Annotated in this window: 28 protein-coding genes; 21 read left to right on the plus strand and 7 right to left on the minus strand. The window is 62.6% G+C overall.

Translation table 11 applies throughout. The features are described from left to right. Positions 1–15: 15 nt before the first annotated feature. Positions 16–720: a glutathione S-transferase N-terminal domain-containing protein gene (locus JQ641_RS04070; RefSeq protein ID WP_211994550.1), complete on the plus strand. Its 705-nt coding sequence runs from the start codon at positions 16–18 to the stop codon at positions 718–720. 77 nt (positions 721–797) lie between these two features. Here the strand turns inward: JQ641_RS04070 and JQ641_RS04075 are convergent, their stop codons facing one another. Next, entirely contained in the window at positions 798–1415 is a 618-nt protein-coding gene (locus tag JQ641_RS04075) for a TetR/AcrR family transcriptional regulator (protein WP_211994551.1), read from the minus strand. A gap of 64 nt (positions 1416–1479) precedes the next feature. On the opposite strand from JQ641_RS04075, the gene JQ641_RS04080 reads away from it, so the two are divergent. Next, on the plus strand, positions 1480–1893 hold the full coding sequence (locus JQ641_RS04080) for a VOC family protein (RefSeq protein ID WP_211994552.1): 414 nt from the start codon (positions 1480–1482) through the stop codon (positions 1891–1893). A 39-nt stretch (positions 1894–1932) separates the two neighbouring features. Here the strand turns inward: JQ641_RS04080 and JQ641_RS04085 are convergent, their stop codons facing one another. Then, positions 1933–2490: a disulfide bond formation protein B gene (locus tag JQ641_RS04085; protein ID WP_211994553.1), complete on the minus strand. Its 558-nt coding sequence runs from the start codon at positions 2488–2490 to the stop codon at positions 1933–1935. 7 nt (positions 2491–2497) lie between these two features. Next, complete coding sequence (locus JQ641_RS04090; protein ID WP_211994554.1) at positions 2498–2656, minus strand: DUF5993 family protein; 159 nt, start codon at positions 2654–2656, stop codon at positions 2498–2500. A 118-nt stretch (positions 2657–2774) separates the two neighbouring features. Here JQ641_RS04090 and JQ641_RS04095 point away from each other — a divergent pair, with 118 nt between their 5' ends. Then, on the plus strand, positions 2775–3143 hold the full coding sequence (locus tag JQ641_RS04095; RefSeq protein ID WP_211994555.1) for an ArsC family reductase: 369 nt from the start codon (positions 2775–2777) through the stop codon (positions 3141–3143). Positions 3144–3225: 82 nt separating this feature from the next. On the opposite strand, the gene JQ641_RS04100 is transcribed toward JQ641_RS04095, so the two are convergent. Further along, positions 3226–3849, minus strand: coding sequence for a hypothetical protein (locus JQ641_RS04100; RefSeq protein WP_211994556.1), 624 nt, complete (start codon positions 3847–3849; stop codon positions 3226–3228). 4 nt (positions 3850–3853) lie between these two features. Next, positions 3854–4456, minus strand: coding sequence for a PAS domain-containing protein (locus JQ641_RS04105; RefSeq protein WP_349628492.1), 603 nt, complete (start codon positions 4454–4456; stop codon positions 3854–3856). Positions 4457–4827: 371 nt separating this feature from the next. Here JQ641_RS04105 and JQ641_RS04110 point away from each other — a divergent pair, with 371 nt between their 5' ends. The 7 genes from JQ641_RS04110 (at position 4828) to JQ641_RS04140 (ending at position 11301) form a co-directional block, all read left to right on the plus strand. After that, complete coding sequence (locus tag JQ641_RS04110; RefSeq protein WP_192739607.1) at positions 4828–5583, plus strand: ABC transporter ATP-binding protein; 756 nt, start codon at positions 4828–4830, stop codon at positions 5581–5583. Beyond that, positions 5576–6319 (plus strand): ABC transporter ATP-binding protein, encoded by a 744-nt coding sequence (locus JQ641_RS04115; protein WP_211994558.1) that lies wholly within the window; start codon positions 5576–5578, stop codon positions 6317–6319. Before JQ641_RS04110 ends, JQ641_RS04115 begins: the two co-directional genes overlap by 8 nt. Positions 6320–6356: 37 nt before the next feature. After that, positions 6357–7574, plus strand: coding sequence for an ABC transporter substrate-binding protein (locus tag JQ641_RS04120; protein ID WP_211994559.1), 1218 nt, complete (start codon positions 6357–6359; stop codon positions 7572–7574). A gap of 78 nt (positions 7575–7652) precedes the next feature. After that, positions 7653–8516, plus strand: coding sequence for a branched-chain amino acid ABC transporter permease (locus JQ641_RS04125; protein WP_192739604.1), 864 nt, complete (start codon positions 7653–7655; stop codon positions 8514–8516). 1 nt (position 8517) lies between these two features. Next, positions 8518–9486, plus strand: a complete 969-nt coding sequence (locus tag JQ641_RS04130) for a branched-chain amino acid ABC transporter permease (RefSeq protein WP_211994560.1) — start codon at positions 8518–8520, stop codon at positions 9484–9486. A gap of 151 nt (positions 9487–9637) precedes the next feature. Then, complete coding sequence (locus tag JQ641_RS04135) at positions 9638–10282, plus strand: DUF47 domain-containing protein (RefSeq protein WP_211994561.1); 645 nt, start codon at positions 9638–9640, stop codon at positions 10280–10282. Positions 10283–10296: 14 nt separating this feature from the next. Continuing rightward, entirely contained in the window at positions 10297–11301 is a 1005-nt protein-coding gene (locus JQ641_RS04140) for an inorganic phosphate transporter (protein ID WP_211994562.1), read from the plus strand. Here JQ641_RS04140 and sugE read toward each other — a convergent pair. After that, complete coding sequence (gene sugE, locus JQ641_RS04145) at positions 11298–11612, minus strand: quaternary ammonium compound efflux SMR transporter SugE (protein WP_211994563.1); 315 nt, start codon at positions 11610–11612, stop codon at positions 11298–11300. The genes JQ641_RS04140 and sugE overlap by 4 nt on opposite strands. A gap of 151 nt (positions 11613–11763) precedes the next feature. Here sugE and JQ641_RS04150 point away from each other — a divergent pair, with 151 nt between their 5' ends. The 7 genes from JQ641_RS04150 to JQ641_RS04180 all read left to right on the plus strand — a co-directional run bounded on the left by JQ641_RS04150 (position 11764) and on the right by JQ641_RS04180 (position 18816). Beyond that, positions 11764–13383 carry a peptide chain release factor 3 gene (locus JQ641_RS04150; RefSeq protein WP_211994564.1) on the plus strand — a complete coding sequence of 540 codons (1620 nt, stop codon included), beginning with the start codon at positions 11764–11766 and terminating at the stop codon, positions 13381–13383. Positions 13384–13688: 305 nt separating this feature from the next. Further along, a complete protein-coding gene (locus tag JQ641_RS04155) occupies positions 13689–14414 on the plus strand; it encodes a crotonase/enoyl-CoA hydratase family protein (protein WP_211994565.1) in 726 nt (241 codons plus the stop codon). A gap of 59 nt (positions 14415–14473) precedes the next feature. Continuing rightward, the gene (locus JQ641_RS04160) at positions 14474–15031 is read left to right on the plus strand and encodes a TetR/AcrR family transcriptional regulator (RefSeq protein ID WP_211994566.1); all 558 of its coding nucleotides are present in this window, start codon (positions 14474–14476) and stop codon (positions 15029–15031) included. 83 nt (positions 15032–15114) lie between these two features. Continuing rightward, a complete protein-coding gene (locus JQ641_RS04165; protein ID WP_211994567.1) occupies positions 15115–15717 on the plus strand; it encodes a UCP034077 family protein in 603 nt (200 codons plus the stop codon). Between the two features lie 85 nt (positions 15718–15802). Further along, the gene (locus JQ641_RS04170; RefSeq protein WP_211994568.1) at positions 15803–16387 is read left to right on the plus strand and encodes an NnrU family protein; all 585 of its coding nucleotides are present in this window, start codon (positions 15803–15805) and stop codon (positions 16385–16387) included. Between the two features lies 1 nt (position 16388). Further along, the gene (gene panB, locus JQ641_RS04175; RefSeq protein ID WP_192739594.1) at positions 16389–17213 is read left to right on the plus strand and encodes a 3-methyl-2-oxobutanoate hydroxymethyltransferase; all 825 of its coding nucleotides are present in this window, start codon (positions 16389–16391) and stop codon (positions 17211–17213) included. A 10-nt stretch (positions 17214–17223) separates the two neighbouring features. Continuing rightward, entirely contained in the window at positions 17224–18816 is a 1593-nt protein-coding gene (locus JQ641_RS04180; RefSeq protein ID WP_211994569.1) for a class I adenylate-forming enzyme family protein, read from the plus strand. Positions 18817–18888: 72 nt separating this feature from the next. On the opposite strand, the gene JQ641_RS04185 is transcribed toward JQ641_RS04180, so the two are convergent. Further along, on the minus strand, positions 18889–19752 hold the full coding sequence (locus JQ641_RS04185; protein ID WP_211994570.1) for a hypothetical protein: 864 nt from the start codon (positions 19750–19752) through the stop codon (positions 18889–18891). Positions 19753–20010: 258 nt separating this feature from the next. Here JQ641_RS04185 and JQ641_RS04190 point away from each other — a divergent pair, with 258 nt between their 5' ends. The 4 genes from JQ641_RS04190 (at position 20011) to JQ641_RS04205 (ending at position 24090) form a co-directional block, all read left to right on the plus strand. Continuing rightward, positions 20011–20664: a tetratricopeptide repeat protein gene (locus JQ641_RS04190; RefSeq protein ID WP_211994571.1), complete on the plus strand. Its 654-nt coding sequence runs from the start codon at positions 20011–20013 to the stop codon at positions 20662–20664. A 31-nt stretch (positions 20665–20695) separates the two neighbouring features. After that, positions 20696–21250, plus strand: coding sequence for a hypothetical protein (locus JQ641_RS04195; protein WP_211994572.1), 555 nt, complete (start codon positions 20696–20698; stop codon positions 21248–21250). 183 nt (positions 21251–21433) lie between these two features. Next, positions 21434–22819 (plus strand): ribosome biogenesis GTPase Der, encoded by a 1386-nt coding sequence (gene der, locus JQ641_RS04200; protein ID WP_211994573.1) that lies wholly within the window; start codon positions 21434–21436, stop codon positions 22817–22819. A gap of 29 nt (positions 22820–22848) precedes the next feature. Next, complete coding sequence (locus JQ641_RS04205; protein WP_211994696.1) at positions 22849–24090, plus strand: TCR/Tet family MFS transporter; 1242 nt, start codon at positions 22849–22851, stop codon at positions 24088–24090. The last annotated feature ends 56 nt before the right edge of the window (positions 24091–24146 follow it).

The raw sequence follows: 24146 nt of genomic DNA on the forward strand, positions 1-24146 counted from the left end.
AAAGAACGAGTTTCAATGTCCGATCTTTCCGCCTTCCCAATTACAAAACGTTGGCCCGCCAAACATCCCGACCGCCTTCAGCTCTATTCGCTCCCGACACCGAACGGCGTCAAGGTCTCGATCATGCTCGAAGAGATCGGGTTGCCTTACGAAGTGCATCTGGTCGACTTCGGCAAGGACGACCAGAAGACGCCGGAATTCCTGTCACTGAATCCGAATGGCAAGATCCCTGCGATCCTCGATCCCGATGGTCCCGGCGGCAAGCCGCTCGGCCTGTTCGAGTCCGGCGCGATCCTGCAATACCTCGCGGAGAAGACCGGCAAGCTGCTGCCGGCGGACGCCGCGCGCCGCTGGCAGACCATTCAGTGGGTGCATTTCCAGATGGGCGGGATCGGGCCGATGTTCGGCCAGGTCGGCTTCTTCCACAAATTCGCCGGCAAGGAGTTTACCGACAAGCGGCCGCTCGAGCGTTATGTCGCGGAGTCAAAGCGCCTGCTCGACGTGCTTGAGACCCATCTGGGCGGCCGGCAGTGGGTGATGGACGATGAGTATACCATCGCCGATGTTTCGATGCTCGGCTGGGTGCGCAACCTGATCGGTTTCTACGGTGCGCGCGAACTCGTCGCGTTCGATTCTCTCAAGCACGTGCCGGCATGGCTGGAGCGCGGCCTCGCGCGGCCTGCCGTGGAGCGCGGCCTGAACATTCCGAAACGGCCGTAAGCAACTGGACGTTTCGCAACGCGCTTTCCAAAAGCGGGCGGTTAACATCGCTCAACAGCCTTCGTGTGAAATGCCTTTCACACAGGCTGATGGCCGGTCGAAGTCAATCTCTCGGCGACAAGGCCATCCATCAGTTGCTTCAGCGCCATGTCGTATTCGGAAAAGTTACCGCCTGCAGCGATGGCGATAGCCGCCCGGTCGAAGGCCGCAGATAGGATATTGGCCACGGCGATGAGCGAGATTTCAGGCGAGGGGCGCATCGCCGCTTCCAGACCATTCAACAAAGTTCGGCGGCCATGTTTGGCATCGATGGCATCCACGGTTTCGAAACCCAGAACGGCGGGGGCCTCGATTAGGATCAGACGTGTTCGTCCTTCCTTCTGCATCGCGCGCAAGTACGCTGAAGCGCCAGTATGGAGCATGTGCATCGGAGCGTCTGCAGGCGAAGCAGCGTCGTCGATCTCGGCGGCAACAGCGGCGGACTCAACCTCGACCAGGGCGAGATAGAGTGCCCTTTTGTCCTCGAAATGATGGTAGAGCGCACCCCGGGTCACTCCCGCTTGCGTGGCAATTTCGGGCGTTCCGGTGGCCGCATATCCCTTTGCGATAAAAAGTGTTTTGGCCGCTTCAAGCACTCTCCCACGAGTGGTGGCGCTGCGGTCGATGTTGCTCCTGCGTCCTTTTACCACTTGCATGCATGCAGCCTGTATGTTTATGTTTACGTACACACTGTATGTTTTTTAGCCGCGGAGAACAAGGATGCAAATCACGAGCTATTATCCGGTACTGATGGTCGACAATGTCGCCGCGACCTCGGCATTTTATCGAACCCACTTTGATTTCGAGCCGGCGTTCGAGGCGGACTGGTACGTCCATCTGCAATCGAAAGTGCAAGAGAACGTTGCCCTCGCGATCCTGGCAGGCGATCACGACACGATCCCCGCGAAAGCGCGCGGCTCTGCGCGCGGTGTTCTGATCAATTTTGAAGTTCAAGACGTCGATGAGGTCTATGGCAGGTTTCGTGCAGCCGGGCTGCCTATCCTGCTTCCGCTCCGCGATGAGCCCTTCGGTCAACGGCACTTCATCACTGAAGATCCCAACGGCGTATTGATCGATGTGATCACGCCGATTCCACCGTCAGCCGAGTACCTGGAGTCTTACGCCAAGAACTGATCCTGATGGCGGCGCTTCTGCTTCAAGGTCGGCAAACCGCTACACTCCCCGTTTGAGCAATTCATATACAACCGGGTTATCGGCGCATGCCCCAAAGCCGCATTCCAAAAGCGTCATCACCACGTTCGCCGCCGTCAGCCCGATCACGAGCCAGACGGCGGCCTGCGCGAACAGGCCGCCGGTCGGCGGCAATGCAGCGCCATCATCTTCGAACTGCCGGTCGAACAGCAGCACCGCCGCGAGGAGGACGACGGCTGCGATGAAGCCGATCAGGGCCCAGGTGTAATAGTGATAGCCGAGCAATGCCGACCCGTAGCCGGCGTCGCCGGGCATGATGTGTAGCAGCACCTGCCGTGTCGAGGCGACCGCGCCGGCAACCGCTGCCAATAGCGACAGCGCATAGTGGCTGGGGCGTGGGCCGAAGCGGATGTTGAGGATTGGGCCGATCGCGAGCATCGCAAACAGGATGCGCTGCAGCAGGCACAGCGGGCAGGGTAATTCATGCAGAAGAAGCTGCGCCGCGAATGCCGCCGCCAGCACCAGTGCGACGGCGTAGAGGCTGAGCGCATTCAGGGTGATGGCGCGGGTCTGGGTCATGGGCGGCTCAGAACGACAGTTTCAACGTATCGGTCGCATGGTGCAGATAAGTCGCGACGCAGGCGATCATGGCGGCCGCATACAGGCTGAGCGCAAGGGCGCGTGAACCGCGCCAGGCAACCAGCATCACGATGCTTGCTGCCAGAAACAAAAGGGTGAATTCCATGCGGGGCCTCACCTGCGGGTGACACGTCAGTCTATGATGGATTCGCTGATCTGCATTGTATAGAAACCTGCGGACGCCTCGCCAGCAGCGAATGGCGCCAAATCTGGAATGTGTTGAAATGCCCATCACCATCTACGGCATCAAGAATTGCGACACCATGAAGAAGGCGCGTGCCTGGCTCGACAGCCAGGGCATCGCTTACGATTTTCACGACTACAAGACCGCGGGCATCGCCAAGGACATGCTCAAGCAATGGTCCGACGAGCTCGGCTGGGAAACCCTGCTCAACCGCGCCGGCACGACCTTCCGCAAGCTGCCGGATAGCGACAAGGAAGGGCTGAACGAGCGCAAGGCGCTCGCGCTGATGTTGGCGCAGCCGTCGATGATCAAGCGTCCCGTGCTCGATCTCGGCGGCAAATTGCTGGTCGGGTTCAAGCCGGATATTTACGCCAAGGAAGTGGCGTCGAAGGGCAAGCGCAAGGCCTAGATTCCTGGTTTGACGCGTTTTCTTTACGCGAACCGGTGCCCACCCCCGGATCAAGTCCGAGGGCATGCTTCGTTCGAAAACGTTAGTCGAGTTCGACCACTTCGTCGGACGGTTGCCGGCTCGCCTGATGAGGGACAAAGTCGCGATCGATGATTGCCCGGACCAGGATCACAGGAACGGCCTTGGGCCTCAGTCCCATCAGATTGTTGATCTTGAAGCCGCCCTCGATGCTGATGCTCTTGTAGGAGCCCACGATCTGTTCGACGGCATCGCCCCGGCCGAACGGAATCAGGAGCCGCTCATAGGATACGTCCTTGTTGTCGGCATCCTGCACCGTTGAAATCGAATAGACCGGCCGCCTGTGCTTCAGGCAAACGCTATACAGGGCGATCACGCGGGCATACCGTTCCGGCCCGAGCGCGTCGTCGAGATAGCGATTGATCCGCTCGGCCGGGCTGAGGTGGTCGCTGCCATAAGTGGTGCTTAGTGTGGCGCCTGCCTGGGTAATCAGGAATCGCGCGCCTTCGCCTTCACCTTCGACGTCAAATCCCATCATGTCGGGCAGTTCGTCGCTGACGCGGTTCGGATGGAAATCATCGATAAGGGGAAGCGGCCGGTGCCTGGTTGCGGCGCGCAGCCATGCGTTCAGGAGCTCGCGCTGCTTGATCGACCTTACGACCGAAGGATCGGCACTTGCAAATTCCATTGACCTAGCCGAATTCGAGCACGTCGCCGGACGGAATGCGGCCGGGCGCGCGATGGAAAAGGTCGCGATCGATGATGGTGCGAAGCTTCGGCACCGGCAGCTTGTCGCTTCCGCGCATCAGATTCCTGATCTCGAAACCGCCATCCTCGCTGATGGTCTTTAGCGATGCGATGATGCGGGTGACGTTGCCGTCGTCGGAGAACGGCAGCAGCAGCCGCTCATAGGCAACGATTCGCCCGTAGATGTCATCGATATTGGCGATGGTGTAGGCGGGGAGGCGGCGAGCGATGCATTCGTAATAGACCGGCATCACGATCGGTGCGAGCCTTGCGCCAAGATACTCGTCCAGATAGCGGCCCTTGCCGGTATTGCCATACGCGCTCGACATCCGCGTGCCGTCGCTCTGGATCACCAGGCGCGGCGGCTGAGCGCCGGTATCGACATCCAGAAAAACAAGGTCGGGAAGTTCATCCTCGATCCGCTCCGGTTGAAATTCGTCCATGCGCGGCACGGCCTGATCGCGGGCAAAAAGCCGCAGCCAGGTGTTCAGCAAATCGCGCTGCTTGATCGATTTGACGATTGATGGGTCGGCGCTTGCGAAATCCACGGCCGCGATCCCTGCCTGACTAAATCGCGAGATGATCCGCCGCGGGCGGTAATATTCTATGAAACGGCCCGATTGCAGCAAAACACCGTTAACGGCGGCTTTCCGGTGCACGGGTTCGGCGGAAAAACGCTCCGGCCCCCTGCCATTCGCGCGGGCCATGCAATTCGACTAAGGGCGGATTTGGAACCGGCACTAATGCTTTGGCCTGGCCAAGCTTTCCGCCTTGCCTAATCCGTGCCGTTGACGGCATATTCCGCCCGGAGGCGGCAGGTCCGGGACGGTTTCCAAGGCGTCCGGGAGAGCCTGCCCGACAAGGGAAAAATTGGCCGCGCGCGAGGGGACTTCGCAGCGGGCTGATGGGGGAAGTTTGTTTGGCCGATGAGATCATTCTCGAAACCCACGGATTGACCAAGGAATTCGCGGGTTTCTTCGCCGTTCGCGACGTTGCTCTCAAGGTGCGTCGCGGCAGTATCCATGCGTTGATCGGGCCGAACGGCGCCGGCAAGACGACATGCTTCAATCTCCTGACCAAGTTTCTGAAGCCCTCGGCGGGCCAGATTCTGTACAAGGGGCAGGACATCACTGCGATGGCGCCGGCCGACGTGGCCCGCCTCGGGCTGGTGCGTTCGTTCCAGATCTCGGCGGTGTTTCCGCACCTCACGGCGCTGGAGAATGTTCGGGTCGCGTTGCAGCGCCAGCATGGCTCTTCATTCGATTTCTGGCGCTCCAAGAGCGTGCTCGATCGCTTCAACAATCGTGCCCATGAGCTGTTGAATGATGTGGGCTTGAGCGAATTCGCCACGACACCGGCGGTCGAGATGCCCTATGGGCGCAAGCGCGCGCTCGAAATCGCGACGACGCTGGCGCTCGATCCGGAGATGATGCTGCTCGACGAACCGATGGCCGGCATGGGCCACGAGGACATCGACAAGATCGCGGCGCTGATCAAGAGCATTTCGGCGAAACACACGATCCTGATGGTCGAACATAATCTCTCCGTGGTGGCGAACCTTTCCGATATCATCACGGTATTGACGCGCGGTCAGGTGCTGGCGGAAGGCAATTATGCCGATCTGTCCAAGGACGAGCGCGTCAAGGAAGCCTATCTGGGGGCCGGTCATGGCTGAGGTAAAGATGGCGGAAGCCCCTGCAAAGACGACCGGCGCACAAGTTCTCTCGGTTCAGAACCTGGAGGCCTGGTACGGCGAATCCCACATCCTTCACGGCATCAACTTCAATGTGAATGCCGGCGAGGTGGTAACGCTGCTCGGCCGCAACGGTGCCGGCAAGACCACCACGCTGAAGTCCGTGATGGGAATCATCGGCAAGCGCACCGGTTCGATCCGCTTCAACGATCAGGACATTACGCGCGCCGCGTCCGACAAGATCGCGCGGATGGGCGTCGCCTTCTGCCCGGAAGAGCGCGGCATTTTCGCAAGCCTCGACGTGCGCGAAAACCTGCTGCTACCGCCGATCGTGCGCCCGGGCGGCCTGTCGCTCGATCAGATCTTCGAGCTGTTTCCGAACCTGAAGGAGCGCCTCAACAGCCAGGGCACCAAACTTTCAGGCGGCGAGCAGCAGATGCTCGCGATCGCCCGAATCCTGCGTACCGGTGCGCGGTTCCTGATGCTGGACGAGCCGACCGAAGGTCTGGCACCGGTTATCATCCAGCAGATCGGTCACACCATCGCGCGGCTGAAGTCAGAAGGCTTCACCATCCTGCTGGTCGAGCAGAATTTCCGCTTCGCCGCGACGGTCGCGGATCGCTACTACATCGTCGAGCACGGCAAGGTCATCGACGGGTTCGCGAATTCGGAACTGCAGGCCAATATGGACAAGCTCCACACTTATCTTGGCGTCTGATCGGTATAGTTCGGCAAGCAAAATTCAGGGAGAAAATATGAAACAGAAAATTTCGGCACTTCTTTTCGGCACCGCGCTGACCCTCGCCGCGAGCGGCGCGCTGGCGCAGGATAAAACCGTCAAGGTCGGCGTCCTCACCGACAATTCCGGTCTCTATTCCGACCTCGGCGGCGCCGGCTCCACGCTCGCCGCCCAGATGGCGATCGAGGATTCCGGGCTCGCTGCCAAGGGCTGGAAGATCGACCTGATTTCGGCCGATCATCAGAACAAGCCCGACATCGCCACGACCATCGCGCGCCAATGGATCGACGTCGAGAAGGTCGACATCTTCATGGACGTGCTGAACTCCGGCGTGGCGCTGGCGGTCAACAATCTGGTGAAGGAAAAGAACGCCGTCATGATCAATACCGGCGCGGCGACGTCGGACCTCACCAACGCTCAGTGCTCGCCGAACACGATCCACTGGGTTTACGACACTTACATGCTGGCGAACAGCACGGGCCAGGCGCTGGTGAAATCGGGTGGCGACACCTGGTACTTCCTGACCGCGGACTACGCGTTCGGCCACGCGCTGGAGCGCGATACCGCCGCGGTCGTGACTAAATCGGGAGGCAAGGTTATCGGCAACGTCAGGCATCCCCTGAACTCGTCGGACTTCTCCTCGTTCCTGCTGCAGGCGCAGGCTTCCAAGGCCAAGATCGTCGGCATGGCCAATGCCGGCGGCGACACCACCAACACCATCAAGCAGGCGTCGGAATTCGGCATCGTCGCCGGCGGCCAGAAGCTGGCCGGTCTTCTGCTCTTCATTACCGACGTTCATTCGCTCGGTCTGAAGGTTGCCCAGGGCCTGAACTTCACCGAAACCTTCTACTGGGATCTCAACGACGACACCCGCGCGTTTTCCAAGCGCTTCTCCGAGCGCATGAAGAACAAGGCGATGCCGTCCATGGTGCAGGCCGGCGTCTATTCCGGTCTGGTCCACTACTTCAAGACGCTCGATGCGATGGGCGGCAATCCGCATGACGGCATCAAGGTCGTCGAGAAAATGAAGGCGGCGCCGACCGACGACCCGCTGTTCGGCAAAGGCACGATCCGCGCCGACGGCCGCAAGCTTCATCCGGCATACCTGTTCGAGGTCAAGAAGCCGGCCGAATCCAAGGGGCCGTGGGACTATTACAAGTTGATCGGGACCACCCCGGGCGACCAGGCTTTCCGGCCGCTTTCGGAAAGCGCCTGTCCGCTGGTAAAGAAGTAAGACGATTGCCCGCCGGCACCGTGCCGGCGGGCTTCCCTTCACGCGAATCCGCGTCACACGAAATCGAGTGCGAAACCGATGCAAGCTCTCTACGCACAGTTGTTGGTGGGACTGATCAACGGCTCGTTCTACGCGCTGCTCAGTCTCGGGCTGGCCGTGATCTTCGGCATGCTCAACATCATCAATTTCGCCCATGGCGCGCTCTATATGATGGGGGCGTTCTGCGCCTATTTCCTGCTCAACCTGGCGGGCATCGGATACTGGCCGGCGCTGATCATCGCGCCGATCGTGGTCGGCATCTTCGGCATGATCCTGGAACGGACCATGCTGCAGTGGCTTTCGGGCCTCGATCATCTCTACGGGCTGCTGCTGACGTTCGGCATCGCGCTGATCGTGCAGGGCGTGTTCCAGAATTATTTCGGCTCCTCGGGCCTTCCCTATGCGATCCCCGATGAACTGAAGGGCGGCATGAATCTCGGCTTCATGTTCCTGCCGATTTACCGCGGCTGGGTAGTCGTGTTCTCGCTCATCGTTTGCCTCGCCACCTGGTACCTGATCGAAAAGACTCGGCTTGGCGCCAATCTGCGCGCCGCGACTGAGAACCCGACACTGGTGCGCGCGTTCGGCATCAACGTGCCCAGGATGATCACGCTGACATACGGGCTTGGCGTCGGTCTTGCGGCGCTGGCCGGCGTATTGTCCGCCCCGATCAATCAGGTCCGGCCGCTGATGGGCGCCGACCTGATCATCGTCGTGTTCGCGGTGGTGGTGATCGGCGGCATGGGCTCCATCATGGGATCGATCATCACCGGCTTTTCGCTCGGCGTGATCGAAGGACTGACCAAATATTTCTATCCCGAAGCTTCAAACACCGTGGTTTTCGTCCTGATGGTGCTGGTGTTGCTGGTGAAGCCAACGGGTCTGACCGGACGGGCGGCCTGATATGAGCGCATTGACTGACGATACACTGCCGGTGTCACCGCGTGCCGTGCGCGACGAGATGATCGTATTCGTCCTGATGGCGGCGCTGCTGGCGATCGTGCCGCTGACCGGGATCTATCCGTTCTTCGTGATGCAGGCGCTGTGCTTTGCGCTGCTGGCCTGCGCGTTCAATCTCCTGATCGGCTATGGCGGGCTATTGTCGTTCGGCCACGCGATGTTTCTGGGCACGGCCGGTTACTTCACCGCGCATGCGCTGAAGGTCTGGGGGCTGTCGCCGGAGCTTGGAATTCTGGTCGGCACCCTGGGTGCCGCCGGGCTTGGCGTCATTACCGGCGTCGTCGCCATTCGCCGCCAGGGCATCTACTTCTCGATGATCACGCTGGCGCTGTCGCAGCTGCTGTATTTCATCTACCTGCAGACGCCGTTCACCCATGGTGAGGACGGCATCCAGGGCATCCCGCAGGGCTATCTGTTCGGGATCTTCAATCTCGCCAAGCCGACGGTGCTCTATTACGTCATCCTCGTCGGATTCCTCGGCGGCTTCCTCTTGATCTATCGCACCATCAACTCGCCGTTCGGCGAGGTCTTGAAGGCGATCCGCGAAAACGAGCCGCGTGCGATCTCGCTGGGCTACAAGACCGATCACTACAAATTGGTGGCCTTCATCCTTTCCGGAACGATCGCCGGTTTTGCGGGCTCGCTGAAAGTGTTTGTGGCGCAGAACGCCTCGCTCACCGACGTGCACTGGACGATGTCGGGCGAAATCGTGCTGATGACGCTGGTCGGCGGTCTCGGAACCGTATTCGGTCCCGTGGTCGGCGCCTTCGTGATCATCGCCATGCAGCAATATCTGGCCGGTTTCGGCCAGTGGGTGACGGTGATCCAGGGCGTCATCTTCGTCGCCTGCGTGCTGACTTTCCGCCGCGGCGTGATCGGCGAGATCGCGCATTTCTTCCGCCGTTCGCTGTAAACTGCCCGTTCGGGCGCATTTTTACGGCCTACAAAGCGGTGGATGACCACTATTCCGGGGTCCGTCGTCGCGCGCTTTGCCTGTGAATGGTCTATGACAGTTTTGTGACAGGCTGCCTCGGGCAGCCGTTCCAGAACGATGGATAAGACCGATGTTGCGCTGGTTTCGCTATTTCCTGCCCAAGGAAGAGCGGTTTTTCGACCTCTTTGCCCGCCATTCCCAGACCGTCGTGCAGGGGGCGCTGGCCCTGCAGGACATGCTGCGCGGCGGCGACGAGACGCCGGTGTTCTGCCAGCGCGTCAATCAGTTCGAAAACGATGCCGACAATGTAACGCGCGAGGTGCTGACCGCGGTCCGGCGCACCTTCATCACCCCGTTCGACCGCGGCGATATCAAAAACCTGATCACCTCGATGGACGATGCCATCGACCAGATGCAGCAGACCGCCAAGGCCGTCATTCTGTTCGAGGTCCGCGCCTTCGAGCCGCCGATGCGCGAAATCGGAACGCTGATTGTCGAGTGCGCCAATCTGGTCGGGCGCGCATTGCCGCTGATGCAGTCGATCGGCGACAACGTCGCGATGCTGACCGCGATCACCGAGGAGATCGGCAAGCTGGAGGGTCGCATCGACGACCTCCACGATATCGGCCTGAAGGAGCTGTTTCTCAAGCATCGCGACGCCAACACCATGGATTTCATCGTGGGCGCCGAGATCTACAAGCATCTTGAAAAGGTTTCAGACCGCTTCGACGACGTCGCCAATGAGATCAACAGCATCGTAATCGAACAAGTATAGGGCAGGGCCAACAAGTGGATGCTTCGCTTGGTCTCCCAATCCTGATCGCATTGATTGCGGTCGCGCTGCTGTTCGACTTCCTCAACGGGTTGCACGACGCCGCCAATTCGATCGCCACGATCGTGTCGACGCGCGTGTTGCGGCCGCAATATGCGGTGTTTTGGGCCGCCTTCTTCAACTTCATCGCCTTTCTGGTGTTCGGTCTTCACGTCGCCAACACCATTGGCACCGGCATCATCGAGCCCAGCATCGTCGACGCGACGGTGATCTTTGCCGCGCTGGTCGGCGCCATCGTCTGGAACCTGATCACCTGGGGGCTTGGCATTCCCTCGTCCAGTTCGCACGCGCTGATCGGCGGCTTGCTCGGTGCCGGGATCGCCAAGGCAGGCCTGTCCGCGGCGGTCTGGAGCGGACTCTCCAAGACGCTGCTGGCAATTGTGCTGTCGCCGCTGGTCGGCTTCCTGCTGGCGCTGGTGCTGGTGGCGATCGTGTCCTGGCTCTCGGTGCGCTCGACGCCGTTTGCGGTCGACCGCGCCTTCCGCATCCTGCAATTCGTCTCGGCCTCGCTGTATTCGCTCGGCCATGGCGGCAATGATGCGCAGAAGACCATGGGCATCATCGCGGTGCTGCTCTATTCGCAGGGCCATCTCGGCACCGAATTTTCGATCCCGTTCTGGGTGGTGATCTCGTGCCAGGCGGCGATGGGGCTCGGCACGCTGATGGGCGGCTGGCGGATCGTCCGCACCATGGGCCTGCGGATCACCAAATTGACGCCGATGCAGGGCTTTTGCGCGGAAACCGGCGGGGCCGCGACCCTGTTCATGGCGACCTGGCTCGGGGTTCCCGTTTCCACCACCCACACCATCACCGGCGCCATCGTTGGCGTCGGTGCGGCGCGCCGGGTCTCGGCCGTGCGCTGGAACGTGGCCAGTTCGATCGTCTACGCCTGGGTCATCACCATCCCGGCCTCGGGAATCGTGGCGGCAGCGACCTATTGGGCGGTGGTGCTGCTGCGTTAGGTGACCAGCTTCAGCCCGACGATGCCGGCTACGATCAAGCCGATACTGGCCAGGCGGGCCGCGGTGGCAGGTTCACCGAACAGGGCGATGCCGAGGATAGCCGTGCCTACGGCGCCGATTCCGGTCCAGACGGCATAGGCGGTTCCGATCGGCAGCGTTTTCAACGCCAGTCCAAGCAGGAGGATGCTCCCGGCCATGGCCGCCAGCGTCAGGACCGATGGCACCAGCCGCGTAAAGCCTTCGGTGTATTTGAGACCGATGGCCCAACCGATTTCGAGAAGACCCGCGGTGAACAACACAGCCCAAGCCATGACAAACCCTCCAGATAGAGCAGGGTCGTCCCCGCGGATGATGGTGATGGGAAGGTCGTCCTTCCCGGCTGGATATGGGGGTTGTATCTACCGTCGGCAATTGCCAAATCGCCCTTGATTGCGCCCGTTTTCCCTGCCAAACGCTCGATTCATGTCCGACATTGCCGTTTCAGCCGAATCGCCGTCCCGGTCGCCGCTTGCAGATGAAGTGGCGCGGCGGCGGACCTTTGCCATCATTTCCCACCCCGACGCCGGCAAGACCACGCTGACCGAAAAGCTGCTGCTGTTCGGCGGCGCCATCAACCTTGCCGGTCAGGTCAAGGCCAAGGGCGAACGCCGCAACACCCGGTCGGACTGGATGAAGATCGAGCGCGAGCGCGGCATCTCGGTCGTGACCTCGGTGATGACCTTCGAGTTCGATGGCCTCGTCTTCAACCTGCTGGATACGCCGGGCCATGAAGACTTTTCGGAAGACACCTACCGCACGCTGACGGCGGTCGACTCCGCGGTCATGGTGATCGACGCCGCCAAGGGCATCGAGGCGCGGACCCGAAAGCTGTTCGAGGTGTGTCGCCTGCGCGACATCCCGATCATCACCTTCATCAACAAGATGGACCGCGAAAGCCGCGACACCTTCGAATTGCTCGATGAAATCGAGAAGACGCTGGCGCTCGACACCACACCGATGACCTGGCCGGTCGGCCGCGGCCGTGACTTCCTCGGCACCTACGACATCGCCACCGGCGGCGTGCGCCTGCTCGAAGGCGGCGGCGCCAAGACCGGTGCCGCGCAGCAGATCGACATCGCCGATCTCGCCGGCCGGAGCGCCAATCTCGACGTCGCCGAGGTCAAGGATGAACTCGCGCTGGTCTCGGAGGCCTGCAAGCCGTTCGAGCTCGATGCGTTCCGCGAGGGCCATCTGACGCCGGTCTATTTCGGCAGCGCGCTGCGCAATTTCGGCGTCGGCGATTTGCTGGAAGGCCTCGGCCGCTTTGCACCGGCGCCGCGCGCGCAGGAAAGCAACCTGCGTAAGGTCGAGGCAGCCGAGCCGCGCATGAGCGCCTTCGTGTTCAAGATCCAGGCCAACATGGATCCGAACCACCGCGACCGCATCGCGTTCGCGCGGCTGTGCTCCGGCAAGCTCAGCCGCGGCATGAAGGCCAAGCTGGTGCGCACCGGCAAGAACATGTCGCTGTCCTCGCCGCAATTCTTCTTTGCCCAGGACCGCTCGGTGGCGGATGAAGCCTTCGCCGGCGACGTCGTCGGCATACCCAACCACGGTACGCTGCGGATCGGCGACACGCTCACCGAAGGCGAAGACCTCACCTTCGTCGGCGTGCCGAGCTTTGCGCCGGAAATCGTCCGCCGCGTGCGCCTGACCGACGCAATGAAGGCCAAGAAGCTGAAGGAAGCGCTGCAGCAGATGTCGGAGGAGGGCGTCGTGCAGGTGTTCCGCCCGCGCGATGGCGCACCGGCGCTGGTCGGCGTGGTCGGTCCGCTCCAGCTCGACGTGCTCAAAGCGCGGCTTGACGCGGAATATTCGCTGCCGGTCGAGTTCGAAGTCTCGGAATTCCAGCTGGCCCGCTGGATCTCGTCCGACGACCGCAAGAAGCTCGACGCGTTCGTCTCGGCCAACGGATCGGGTGTTGCCGACGACGTCGACGGTGACCCGGTGTTCCTCGCCAAGAACGAGTTCTATCTGGGCTACACCAAGGAACGCGCCGAGGGCATCGTGTTTTCCCACATCAAGGATGTGAAGAAGAAGGGGTAGGAGCGCGGGGAGGCTGGAATTGGCCTCCGTTCTCCTGTCGTCCTCCGCGAAAGCGGGGAGCCGGTACGCCGCGGCCTTTCGGCTAATCAATATTCGCCTCTGGAATACCGGGTCACCCGCCCCCCGTGCGCAATTGCGCACTCGGGCGGGCGACGACAGCAGCGGCGTGTCGTTGCAGCACAGCACGCCCATTACCCATGCATCCAGTGGATGCCTGTATGCGTTTCTTGCTCCCTGACTGGTCTTGCACGCCCGCGGACATTCCTAAAGTATCCAATGGATGCTTATAGAACAGGGAGGCTAACGTGCCTGATCTTGCGACCTATTCCCGCACCGGCTTCGTCGGCACCATCGTGATGGACGATGGCAAGGCCAATGTGATGTCGCTGGCGATGCTGAACGCGCTGCATGCGGCATTCGACCAGGCGGAAAAAGACAAAACCGTCGTGATCCTGAAGGCACGCGGGAGGCACTTTTCCGGCGGTTTCGACCTCAATGTCTTCGCCAAAGGCAGCGCCGAGGATCAGTACCTGATGCTGAAAGCGGGCGCCGAACTGGCGCTGCGCATCCTGTCGTTTCCGACGCCGGTGGTCGCGGCCTGCCAGGGCAACGCCTATCCGATGGGGGCGTTCCTGATCATGTCCAGCGACCACCGTCTCGCCGCCGAGGGCAATTACCTGATCGGGATGAACGAAGTTGCGATCGGGCTCACGGTGCCGCGGTTTGCCATCGAGATCGCCCGGCAGCGGCTGACGCCGGCCTATTTCAGCCGGGTGGTGATGACGGCCGAAATGTTCGGTCCGGCGGAAGCCGTCACCGCCGGCTTCTTCGATCGCGTGGTGGCGGCTGACGCCCTCGAGCGCAGCGCGGAGGAGGTCGCCGGGAAGCTGAGCACGCTCGACATGGCGGCGCATGCCGCCACCAAGGCGCGGGCACGCGGCGCTGTGATCAAGATGATCCGCGGCATGATCGACGAGGACATCACCCCGCAATATGGCGAGGATCGCGTCCGGAGCCGCGCTTCGGCCTAGGCTTGGGAAATCGCGCCTGCGACGGTGGCGCTGCGGCCGGTGCCTTTGTATGAAGGGGCATGACCGCATCGCCGCGCCGGACGACCTATCGCCACGGCAATCTGAAATCAGCCGCGCTGAAGGCCGCCACCCGTCTGGTGGCCAAGGCCGGCCACGAGCAATTGAGTTTGCGCGAGGTGGCTGATGCCGTCGGCGTCGCGCATCGCTCGCTGTACAATCATTTCAGGGACCGCGAAGCGCTGCTCGATGCGGTCGCCACCGGCGCTTATAACCGGCTAGCCGCGATCCTGGTCAAAGCGACCACGCCGGAGGATTACACCGCGAAATATGTTCGCTTCGCGCTCGCCAACCGCGCGCTCTATGCGCTGATGACCAGCCGCCCGCACGCGGCGATGAAGCACAATCCGCCGCTGCAGAGCGCCGTCCACGGTGTCATCACCCAGGCGATGCGGATCTTCTGTCAGGATATCCTTGCGCCTGCCGCGCGGCGCCGGGCCGTGATGAAGGTCTACATCACGCTCTATGGCGGCATCTCGCTCTATGCGACCGGTATTCTCGACCAGCCCAGCGAAAAGGCGCTGATCGCGGAACTTTCGGCGATGATATCAGGGAAATGAACGCGGGGATGTGAACGCCGGCCCGCTTGAACCCGACCAAGGCGCGGACCAACTTGATTGGATCGCCATTGAAGGATCGCCGCATGCTCCGGCGCGTCATCATCTGCCTGATCGTTGCGGTTGCCGGTATCGGCGCCGCCGACGCCCAGTCGCGGCGTCAGATCGACGCCACGCCGTTTTCGCACGCGCCCTGCAGCGTGCTCGACGGCCAGCCTTGCACGCCGTCATTCTGCAGCGTGTTCAACGATGGCCCCTGCATTCCCGAGATCGATTATCCCTACGGCCAGAACCTGCAACTGACGATCGAAAGCGTACCGCCAAAGGACCAGGCGGCGAAATACCAGAAGCCGGACCACGACCTCGACAGCATCGGCGACCTGTTTGCGGCGCTGCGATCCTGCTGGACCCCCCCGCCGGCCGATAGCGCGCGCGAGGGCATGCAGATGTCGGTGCGCTTCAGCTTCAAGCGCTCCGGCGAGATCATTGCCGCGCCCCAGCTGACCTTCTCCACCGCCGGTGTCCCGGCGGATACGCGCTCCACCTATCTGAAGGCGATCAATGCCTCGCTCGAGGCCTGCAAACCGCTGAAATTCACCGATGGGCTCGGTGGCGCGCTGGCGGGGCGGCCGATCGCGATCCGCTATGTCGACAACCGCGATCTGAAGAAGCAGGCGGAGAAGCCGTGAGGCGGATGGCGGCGGAGCGCATTGCGCTCCAAGCCCCATCAATGATAGGCGAGGGTAACGAAGGGGCGCGGGGAGAGGGGACATCATGGGACTGCTGGTGATGATCCTGGGGCTGGTCCTGTTTCTCGGCGTCCACACGCTGACCACGCAGCGCGAATTGCGCGCACGGTTCATCGGCTCGATGGGCGAGGGCGGGTACAAGATCGGCTATACGCTGGCCTCGGTCGCGGGTCTGGCTCTGATCATTTGGGGCTTTGGCAGTTATCGCGCTACGGGCTGGATCAACGTCTGGAACCCGCCGACGGCGTTCAAGCACATCACCGTGGCCCTGATGCTGCCCGCGATCATTCTGGTGGTCGCGTCCTACATCCGCGGCCGGATCTACACGACGCTGAAGCATCCGATGCTGACCGGCGTCAAGCTGTGGGCGGCCGCGCATCTGCTCGCCAATGGCGATCTCGGCTCGATCATTCTGTTCGGCTCGTTCCTGGCGTGGGCGGTGTTCGACCGCATCTCGCTGAAACGCCGCACCGACGCCGGCGGGCCGCCGATACCGGTCGGCGGTCCCGGCAACGACCTGATCGCAATCGCGGTCGGGGTCATCGCCTATCTGGCGCTGGCATTTGCCTTCCATCCGGTCGTGATCGGCGTCCCCGTGGTCGGAGTCTAGCATGTCAGTCCAGTCGGCCATCAGGCGCAAGACCGCGCCGGACATTCGCGCGCGCAAGAACGGCGATCCGATCGTGATGCTGACGTCCTATCACGCGCATACGGCGGCATTGGTCGACCGCTATTGCGACGTTATTCTGGTCGGCGATTCCCTCGGCAACGTCATGCACGGGTTCGAGACCACGGTGCCGGTGACGCTCGATATGATGATCCTGCAGGGGCGTGCGGTGATGCGCGGCTCGCAACACGCGCTGGTCGTGGTCGACATGCCCTTCGGCTCGTATGAGGCCTCGAAAGAGCAGGCGTTCCATGCCGCGGTACGGATATTGAAGGAGACCCATTGCGGCGCCGTCAAGCTCGAAGGCGGCGTGCGGATGGCGGAGACGGTGGCATTTCTCAGCGAGCGCGGTATTCCCGTGATGGGCCATATCGGCCTGACGCCGCAATCGATCAACACGCTCGGCTCGTTTCGCGCGCAGGGCCGCGAGGAGGGCAGCTGGGAGCCGATCGAGAACGACGCCAAGGCCATTGCCGAGGCGGGTGCCTTCTCGGTCGTGATCGAGGCGGTCGCCGAACCGCTGGCCCGCAAGATCACCGAAAGCATCGCCATTCCCACCATCGGCATCGGCGCCAGTGCCGCCTGCGACGGCCAGGTGCTGGTGCTGGAGGACATGCTCGGCCTGTCGCCACGGACGCCGAAATTCGTGCGCCGCTATGGTAATCTCGGGCCCGCGATCGAGGCCGCCATTGAAGGCTACGCTGCGGACGTCCGTTCCCGCGCGTTTCCCGGCCCCGAACACGTCTACGACATGAAGGCAAAGAACTGACGAGGCCAAAATGGACTGGTCGCAACATCCTATTCCGGCGATGCGGCTCGAGACGCGCTTCGGCGATCGCGTGGTGCCGGCGTTTAGTGAGCGGCCGGGCTCCGTCTGGGCGATGATTGCCGAGGCTGCAGAGCGAAATCCGGATGGCGAGGCATTGATCTGCGGTGATCGCCGGATGAGTTGGCGCGACGTCGCCTCCCAATCGGCACGGATTGCGACCGGGTTTCAGCGGCTCGGATTGGAGCGCGGCGATCGAATCGCCGTGCTGCTCGGCAATCGCGTTGAGTTCGTGCTGACGATGTTCGCCGCCGCTCATGCCGGCCTGGTGACGGTGCTGCTCTCGACCCGCCAGCAAAAGCCGGAGATCGCCTATGTGCTGACCGATTCAGGCGCAAAGCTGCTGGTCCACGAAGCGACACTGGCCGAGCGCCTGCCGGATGCGCGCGATGTGCCTGACCTCCTGCATCGCGTTGCCGTCGCTGACGGCAGCGCCTCGCAGTTCTCCGGTCTGCTGGATCACGCGGCATCAGTGACGCCCGCCGAGGTCGGCGAAGAAGACACCGCGATGATCCTCTACACGTCGGGCACCACGGGCAAGCCAAAGGGCGCAATGCTGGCGCATTGCAACATCATCCATTCGTCGATGGTGTTCGTGTCGTGCCTGCAGTTGACCGCGTCGGACCGCTCGATCGCCGCGGTGCCGCTCGGGCACGTCACCGGCGTGGTCGCCAATATAACGACCATGGCTCGCTGCGCGGGCGCGCTGATCGTGATGCCGGAGTTCAAGGCCGCGGAATATCTGAAGCTGGCGGCACGAGAACGCGTCACCTACACCGTGATGGTGCCGGCGATGTACAATCTCTGCCTGCTGCAACCGGATTTCGACAGCTACGATCTGTCGAGCTGGCGGATCGGCGGCTTTGGCGGAGCGCCGATGCCGATTGCGACGATCGAACGGCTGGCCGCCAGGATTCCGGGCCTGAAGCTGGCAAATTGCTACGGCGCCACCGAGACGACGTCGCCGTCGACCATGATGCCCGGCGAATTGACCGCGCGGTACATCGACAGCGTCGGATTGCCTTGTCCCGGCGCGCAGATCATCGTCGTCGATCCCGACGGCCACGAACTGCCGCGCGGCGAGATCGGTGAAATCTGGATCCACGGCGGCTCGGTCATCAAGGGCTACTGGAACAATCCAAAGGCAACGGCTGAAAGTTTTACCGCCGGCTTCTGGCATTCCGGCGATCTCGGCTCGATCGATGAGGCAAACTTCGTGCGCGTGTTCGATCGCCAGAAGGACATGATCAACCGCGGCGGCCTGAAGATCTATTCCGCCGAGGTCGAGTCTGTCCTGTCAGGCCACCCCGACGTGCTCGAAAGCGCGATCATCGCCAAACCGTGCCCGGTGCTCGGCGAGCGCGTCCACGCCGTGGTCGTGGTCAAAGGCGGGGCAAGCGTTGAGACCTTGCGTGCGTGGTGTGCCGAGCGGCTTTCGGATTACAAGGTGCCGGAAACCATCGACCTGACCGCCGATCCGCTGCCGCGCAACGCCAACGGCAAGGTACTCAAACGCCAGTTGCGCGAACTGCGCGAGGCGATTTAGAGCGTTTTCGTGCGACGCAGCCGTCGCACTTGATCCGGGGGGGCCGGTTCGCGTAACGCGCCAAACAGAAATCTAGAGCTTCGGCGCGCTGCCTTTTGGCATCGCATTGCGTTCGCTTTGTTCTGCGGCAAGCGCATCATTGTCGATCGTCGCCGCGCTGATCACGCGTTTGACGTCCAAAAGCGAGAACTGCGCGATTCCGACCCGGTCGGGCGCCGTGCCCGGTATAAGCTGCACGCTCAGCACGCCGTCGCAATTGGCGCCCTTGGCTTCGCTGAGCATCGCGGCCAGCGCTTTCTCCTTTGCCTGCGCACGCTTGACGACAGCCACGCAGCTGCCGCGGATGGTTTCGCCGTTGAGCTTGAGCGCGGCCTTGGGATCGAGCGGCTTGCCGATGGCCTCGACCGCGGCTGCTTCCTTGTATTTCGTGCCGACCGATACGATCGAGCCGGCGCGATAGATGTAATAGAGGTGCTGATCGCCGACGATGGTGGGCGCGCCGTATTTGCCCATCACCTCCCTGACCATGTCGGCCTTCGCCGGCTGCTGGTCCTTCGCAAAGGTGAGGTTGCGGGCGAGGAAATAAATGCGATTTCCGCTCGCCGGCGACGAGAAGCTGCTCGACAGCACCTCACCGTTCTGGCTGGCCCCGGGGGCAAGGCTGAAAGTCAGTGCCGAGGTGAAGCTGATCGCGGTGCTGCCGAATTTTTGCTGCTGGACGTCGGTCGTGGTGTTGGGGCGTCCCTTGAAGAACGATTCTAGCGTGGCACGCGCGGAATCAGCGGTGGAATCCGCCGAGATGCCCAAAATGTCGGGGCGCTGCTTGCCGGAAAATGCCGTCTCCGGCGTCTTCGCCTTGATGTCGTAGGCTTGGGTCGCGGCGGGCAGGGCGGCGGCCCCGATGGCAAGCGTGACGACCAGGGCGCGGCAAACCATGAAGCACCTGCAAAATCAGACGAATAACCGACGAAAATCGAACGGATTACGCCAAGCTTTGAACCGCGAAGTCAATATTCCCGGACGCTCGCGGCGTGGGACAACTCGCTTCTGGCTGCCCTCCAGCGTTAACGCTTTGATCCGCCTCGCTTTGCCTTGCCACCGCCATATCGTTAGGGTATCGCCGCCGCCATGCGGGGATCGGGCGCAGGGCGCCGCCGCGCGTCCAGCGGCTCATCGGGGATGGGATAGCCTTAAGTGTCTGAATTATTTAATGAAGTCGACGAAGAGGTCCGTCGCGATCAGCTCAAGAAGCTGTGGGACCGATATTCTCTCTATATCATTGCAGGAGCGCTGCTGATCATCGCCTCCGTGGGTGGCTGGCGTGGCTACCAATATCTGGAAGCCAAGAAGGCGGTTGAGGCCGGTGCGGCCTTCGACAAGGCGGCGGAGCTATCGGAAGCCAACAAGCACGCAGAGGCCGAGGCGGCGTTTGCCGAGCTGGCGGCGAAGGCGCCGGCGGGATACCGCGTGCTGGCGCGCCTGCGTACGGCCGCGGAGGTCGCAAGCCGCGACCAGCAGGCTGCTGCCAAGATGTTCGACGAGATTGCCGCCGACCGCAGCGTCGGCGTGGCGGAACAGGATCTGGCCCGGATTCGCGCCGCCCAGCTGCTGTTGGAGAGCATCTCCTATCCCGACATGAAGTCTCGCCTGGAGGCGGCAGCCGGACCGACTGCAACCTTTCGCCATACTGCGCGCGAACTGCTGGCCCTGTCGGCCTGGCGCGCCAACGATGCGACAGCGACACGGCAATGGCTGGACGTGATTGCCAATGACGGCGGCACGCCACCGAGCCTGCGCTCTCGCGCCGAAGCGCTGCAGGCGTTGCTTCCGCCTGTCGCAAAGAGCTGAGCCGGCCAACGAGACAAACGAGAACCCGAGCATGCGCCGCCCGCACCGTCTGATCGCAGCCACCATCCTCATCGCGTTTTCCAGCGCGCTGGCGGGCTGTAGCAGCATGGGCAATTTCGATCCGAGCGACATGCTCGACTTCCTCGACACCAAAAAGAAGCTACCCGGTGAACGCAAGCCGGTCTTCCCCGACGGTGTGCCCGGTCTCGAGCAGGGCGTGCCGAAGGATCTCTACAAAGGCACGCGCCAGCAGCAGATCGAAGACCCGAATGCCCAGGCAGCGGTCGCACAGCCGCCGCAGGAACCGCAGTCCAGGGGATCCGCGAAATCCAGAGGCAAGCAGGCACCCGTTGCAGCGGCGCCCGCGACCGAGCCCGCCGCCGCAGACCCCGATGCCGCACCGGTGGAAGAGGGCGGCACCAACGCAGCGCCGCCGGCGCCGAAGCCGAAGAAGATTGTGCGCAAGCGCACCACCGCTCCGCCGCCCGATCAGCCGGCTGCCCAATCGGCGGCGCCCGCGCAGTCCACCCAACAATCCGCCGCGCCGTTCCCGGCGCCGATGCCCAGCGGCAGCTTCACGCGTTAATTGCAGAGCGTTTTCGCGCGAAGTCGGCGCCGGTTCGCTCAGCAATAAGTTTACGCAGATTGCGTAGACTTATCTGCGGTAGCAAACGCGTCAAAACAAAATCAGGGCGCGGTTGCGACAGAACCGTGCTCTATCGTTTCGTTCGATTGACCCGTCCTTCAAAAGGGGCGTTTGGATTTATTTATGCCCTTTACGATTGCCATCATCGGCCGACCCAATGTCGGAAAGTCGACGCTGTTCAACCGGCTGGTCGGGCAGAAGCTCGCCCTGGTCGACGACGAACCTGGCGTCACCCGCGACCGCCGCGAGGGTAACGGGCGCCTTGGCGACCTCGAATTCACCGTGATCGATACCGCCGGGCTCGATGAAGGCGCCAGGGGCTCGCTCACGGCGCGGATGCAGGAACAGACCGAAACCGCGATTGCGCTTGCCGACGCGCTGATGTTCGTGATCGACGCGCGGGCCGGGCTTACGCCGAACGACCGTGCCTTTGCCGATTTCGCCCGCCGCGCCAACAAGCCCGTGGTGCTGGTCGCCAACAAGAGCGAGGGCAGGCACGGCGAAGTCGGCGCGATGGAATCCTACGCGCTCGGGCTCGGCGATCCCGTGCAGATTTCCGCCGAACATGGCGAAGGCCTCAGCGATCTCTACGATTCGCTGCGGGTGCTGATGCCCGATCCCACCGAGGAGGCGGAGGAGTTCGACGATGACGACATCATCGTATCCGACGAGGATCTCGCCAAGCGTCCGATCCGCGTCGCGATCGTCGGCCGTCCCAACGCCGGCAAATCGACGCTGATCAATCATCTGCTCGGCGAGGATCGGCTGCTGACCAGCGCCGAGGCCGGCACCACCCGGGATTCCATTTCGGTCGAGGTGACTTGGGCTGGGCGTGACTTCCGCGTGTTTGATACCGCCGGCTTGCGGCGGCGGGCGCGGATCGATGAGAAGCTGGAGAAGCTCTCGGTGGCGGACGCGCTGCGCGCGGTGCGCTTTGCCGAAGTCGTTGTCATGATGATGGACGCACAGAACCGGTTCGAGGAACAGGATCTGCGCATCGCCGACCTGATCGAGCGCGAGGGGCGCGCGGTCGTGCTGGCCGTCAACAAATGGGATTTGATGGAGAAGAAAGGCAGTCTCGTTTCGGGGCTGCGCACCGACGCCGATCATTTGCTGCCGCAGATCAAGGGCGCGCCGGTGGTTGCCGTGTCGGGCCTGATGGGCGAAGGCATCGATCGGCTGATGACCGCGATCCAGCAAGCCTATGCGGTCTGGAACAAGCGCGTGCCGACCGCAGCCCTCAATCGCTGGTTCGAACAGGCGGTCGACGCCAATCCGCCGCCCTCGGTGTCGGGCCGCCGGCTGAAGTTGAATTACATCACACAAGCCAAGGCGCGGCCGCCGAGTTTCATTCTGTTCTGCTCGCGGGCGGACGCGGTGCCGACCTCTTATTTGCGCTATCTCACCAACAGCATGCGTGAGGCCTTCGATCTGCCGGGCACGCCGATCCGGATTATGCTGCGCGAGAAGGCCAATCCGTTCGCCCACAAGCGCAAACGGCCGTCGTGAACGAGGCGGCCTCGGAGCGCGCGGCCGGGATGCCGCCGGTGCGCAGCGGCGCCGCCATCTTCATTTTCGTTACCATCCTGCTCGACATGTTCGCACTCGGCCTGATCCTGCCGATCTTGCCCAAGCTGGTCGAAAGCTTCGTCGACAACGATACCGCGACCGCCGCGCGGATCTTTGGACTGTTCGGCACCGCCTGGGCGGTTATGCAGTTCATCTTCTCGCCGATCCTCGGCGCCTTGTCCGACCGGTTCGGCCGCCGGCCGGTGGTGCTGCTGTCCAATTTCGGCCTGGCGCTGGACTACGTGCTGATGGCGCTGGCGCCGTCGCTGCTGTGGCTGTTCATCGGCCGCGTGATCTCGGGGATCACTTCGGCGAGTATCTCCACGGCTTTTGCCTACATCGCCGACGTGACGCCGCCGGAACGACGCGCTGCCGTGTTCGGCAAGATCGGCGCGGCGTTCGGCGCCGGATTTATTCTCGGCCCCGCCGTCGGCGGCCTGCTCGGTGACATGGATCCGCGGCTGCCGTTCTGGGTCGCGGCGGGCCTGAGTTTTGCCAACACGCTTTACGGCTGGCTGATCCTGCCGGAGTCGTTGCCGCCGGAACGGCGCGCACCGTTCCAATGGAAAAGCGCCAACCCGCTCGGCGCGCTGCATCTGCTGCGTTCCAACCGGATTCTCGCAGGTCTGTCGCTGGCGAATTTCTTCGGCCAGGTCGCGCATGTCGTGCTGCCCTCGACCTTCGTGCTCTATGCGACCTATCGCTATGGGTGGGACACCAAGACGGTCGGGCTGACGCTGGCCCTCGTTGGCATCTGCGCCATGGTGGTGCAGGGCGCGGGCGTCGGACCGATCGTCGCGCGCCTCGGCGAACGCCGCGCGCTGTTGCTCGGGCTCGGCTGCGGTGCGCTCGGTTTCCTGATCTATGGCGCGGCGCCGACCGGCCCGCTGTTCTGGGTCGGCATTCCCGTGATGGCGTTGTGGGGCATCGCCGGAGCCGCGGTCCAGTCGCTGACCACGCAACTGGTCGCGCCCGATCAGCAGGGCCAGTTGCAGGGCGCCACCAACAGCGTCAACAGCGTCGCACAGATGGTGGGACCGTTTCTGTTTACGCTGATCTTTGCCTATTTCATCGGCGATTCTGCGCCGGTGAAAATGCCGGGCGCGCCGTTCCTCCTGGCCGCTGCGCTTTTGGCGCTGGCGCTGTTGGTCGCATGGCGGACGTTGGCTGGCAAAAGCAGCGCGCAACTACCGACGTCGTCCCGGCCTTGAGCTCAGATGCGCAATTGCGCATCGGGGGACCCATACCGCGTTGTGCTATCGGCTAA

Source organism: Bradyrhizobium sp. JYMT SZCCT0180 (assembly GCF_018130165.1).
GTDB lineage: Bacteria > Pseudomonadota > Alphaproteobacteria > Rhizobiales > Xanthobacteraceae > Bradyrhizobium.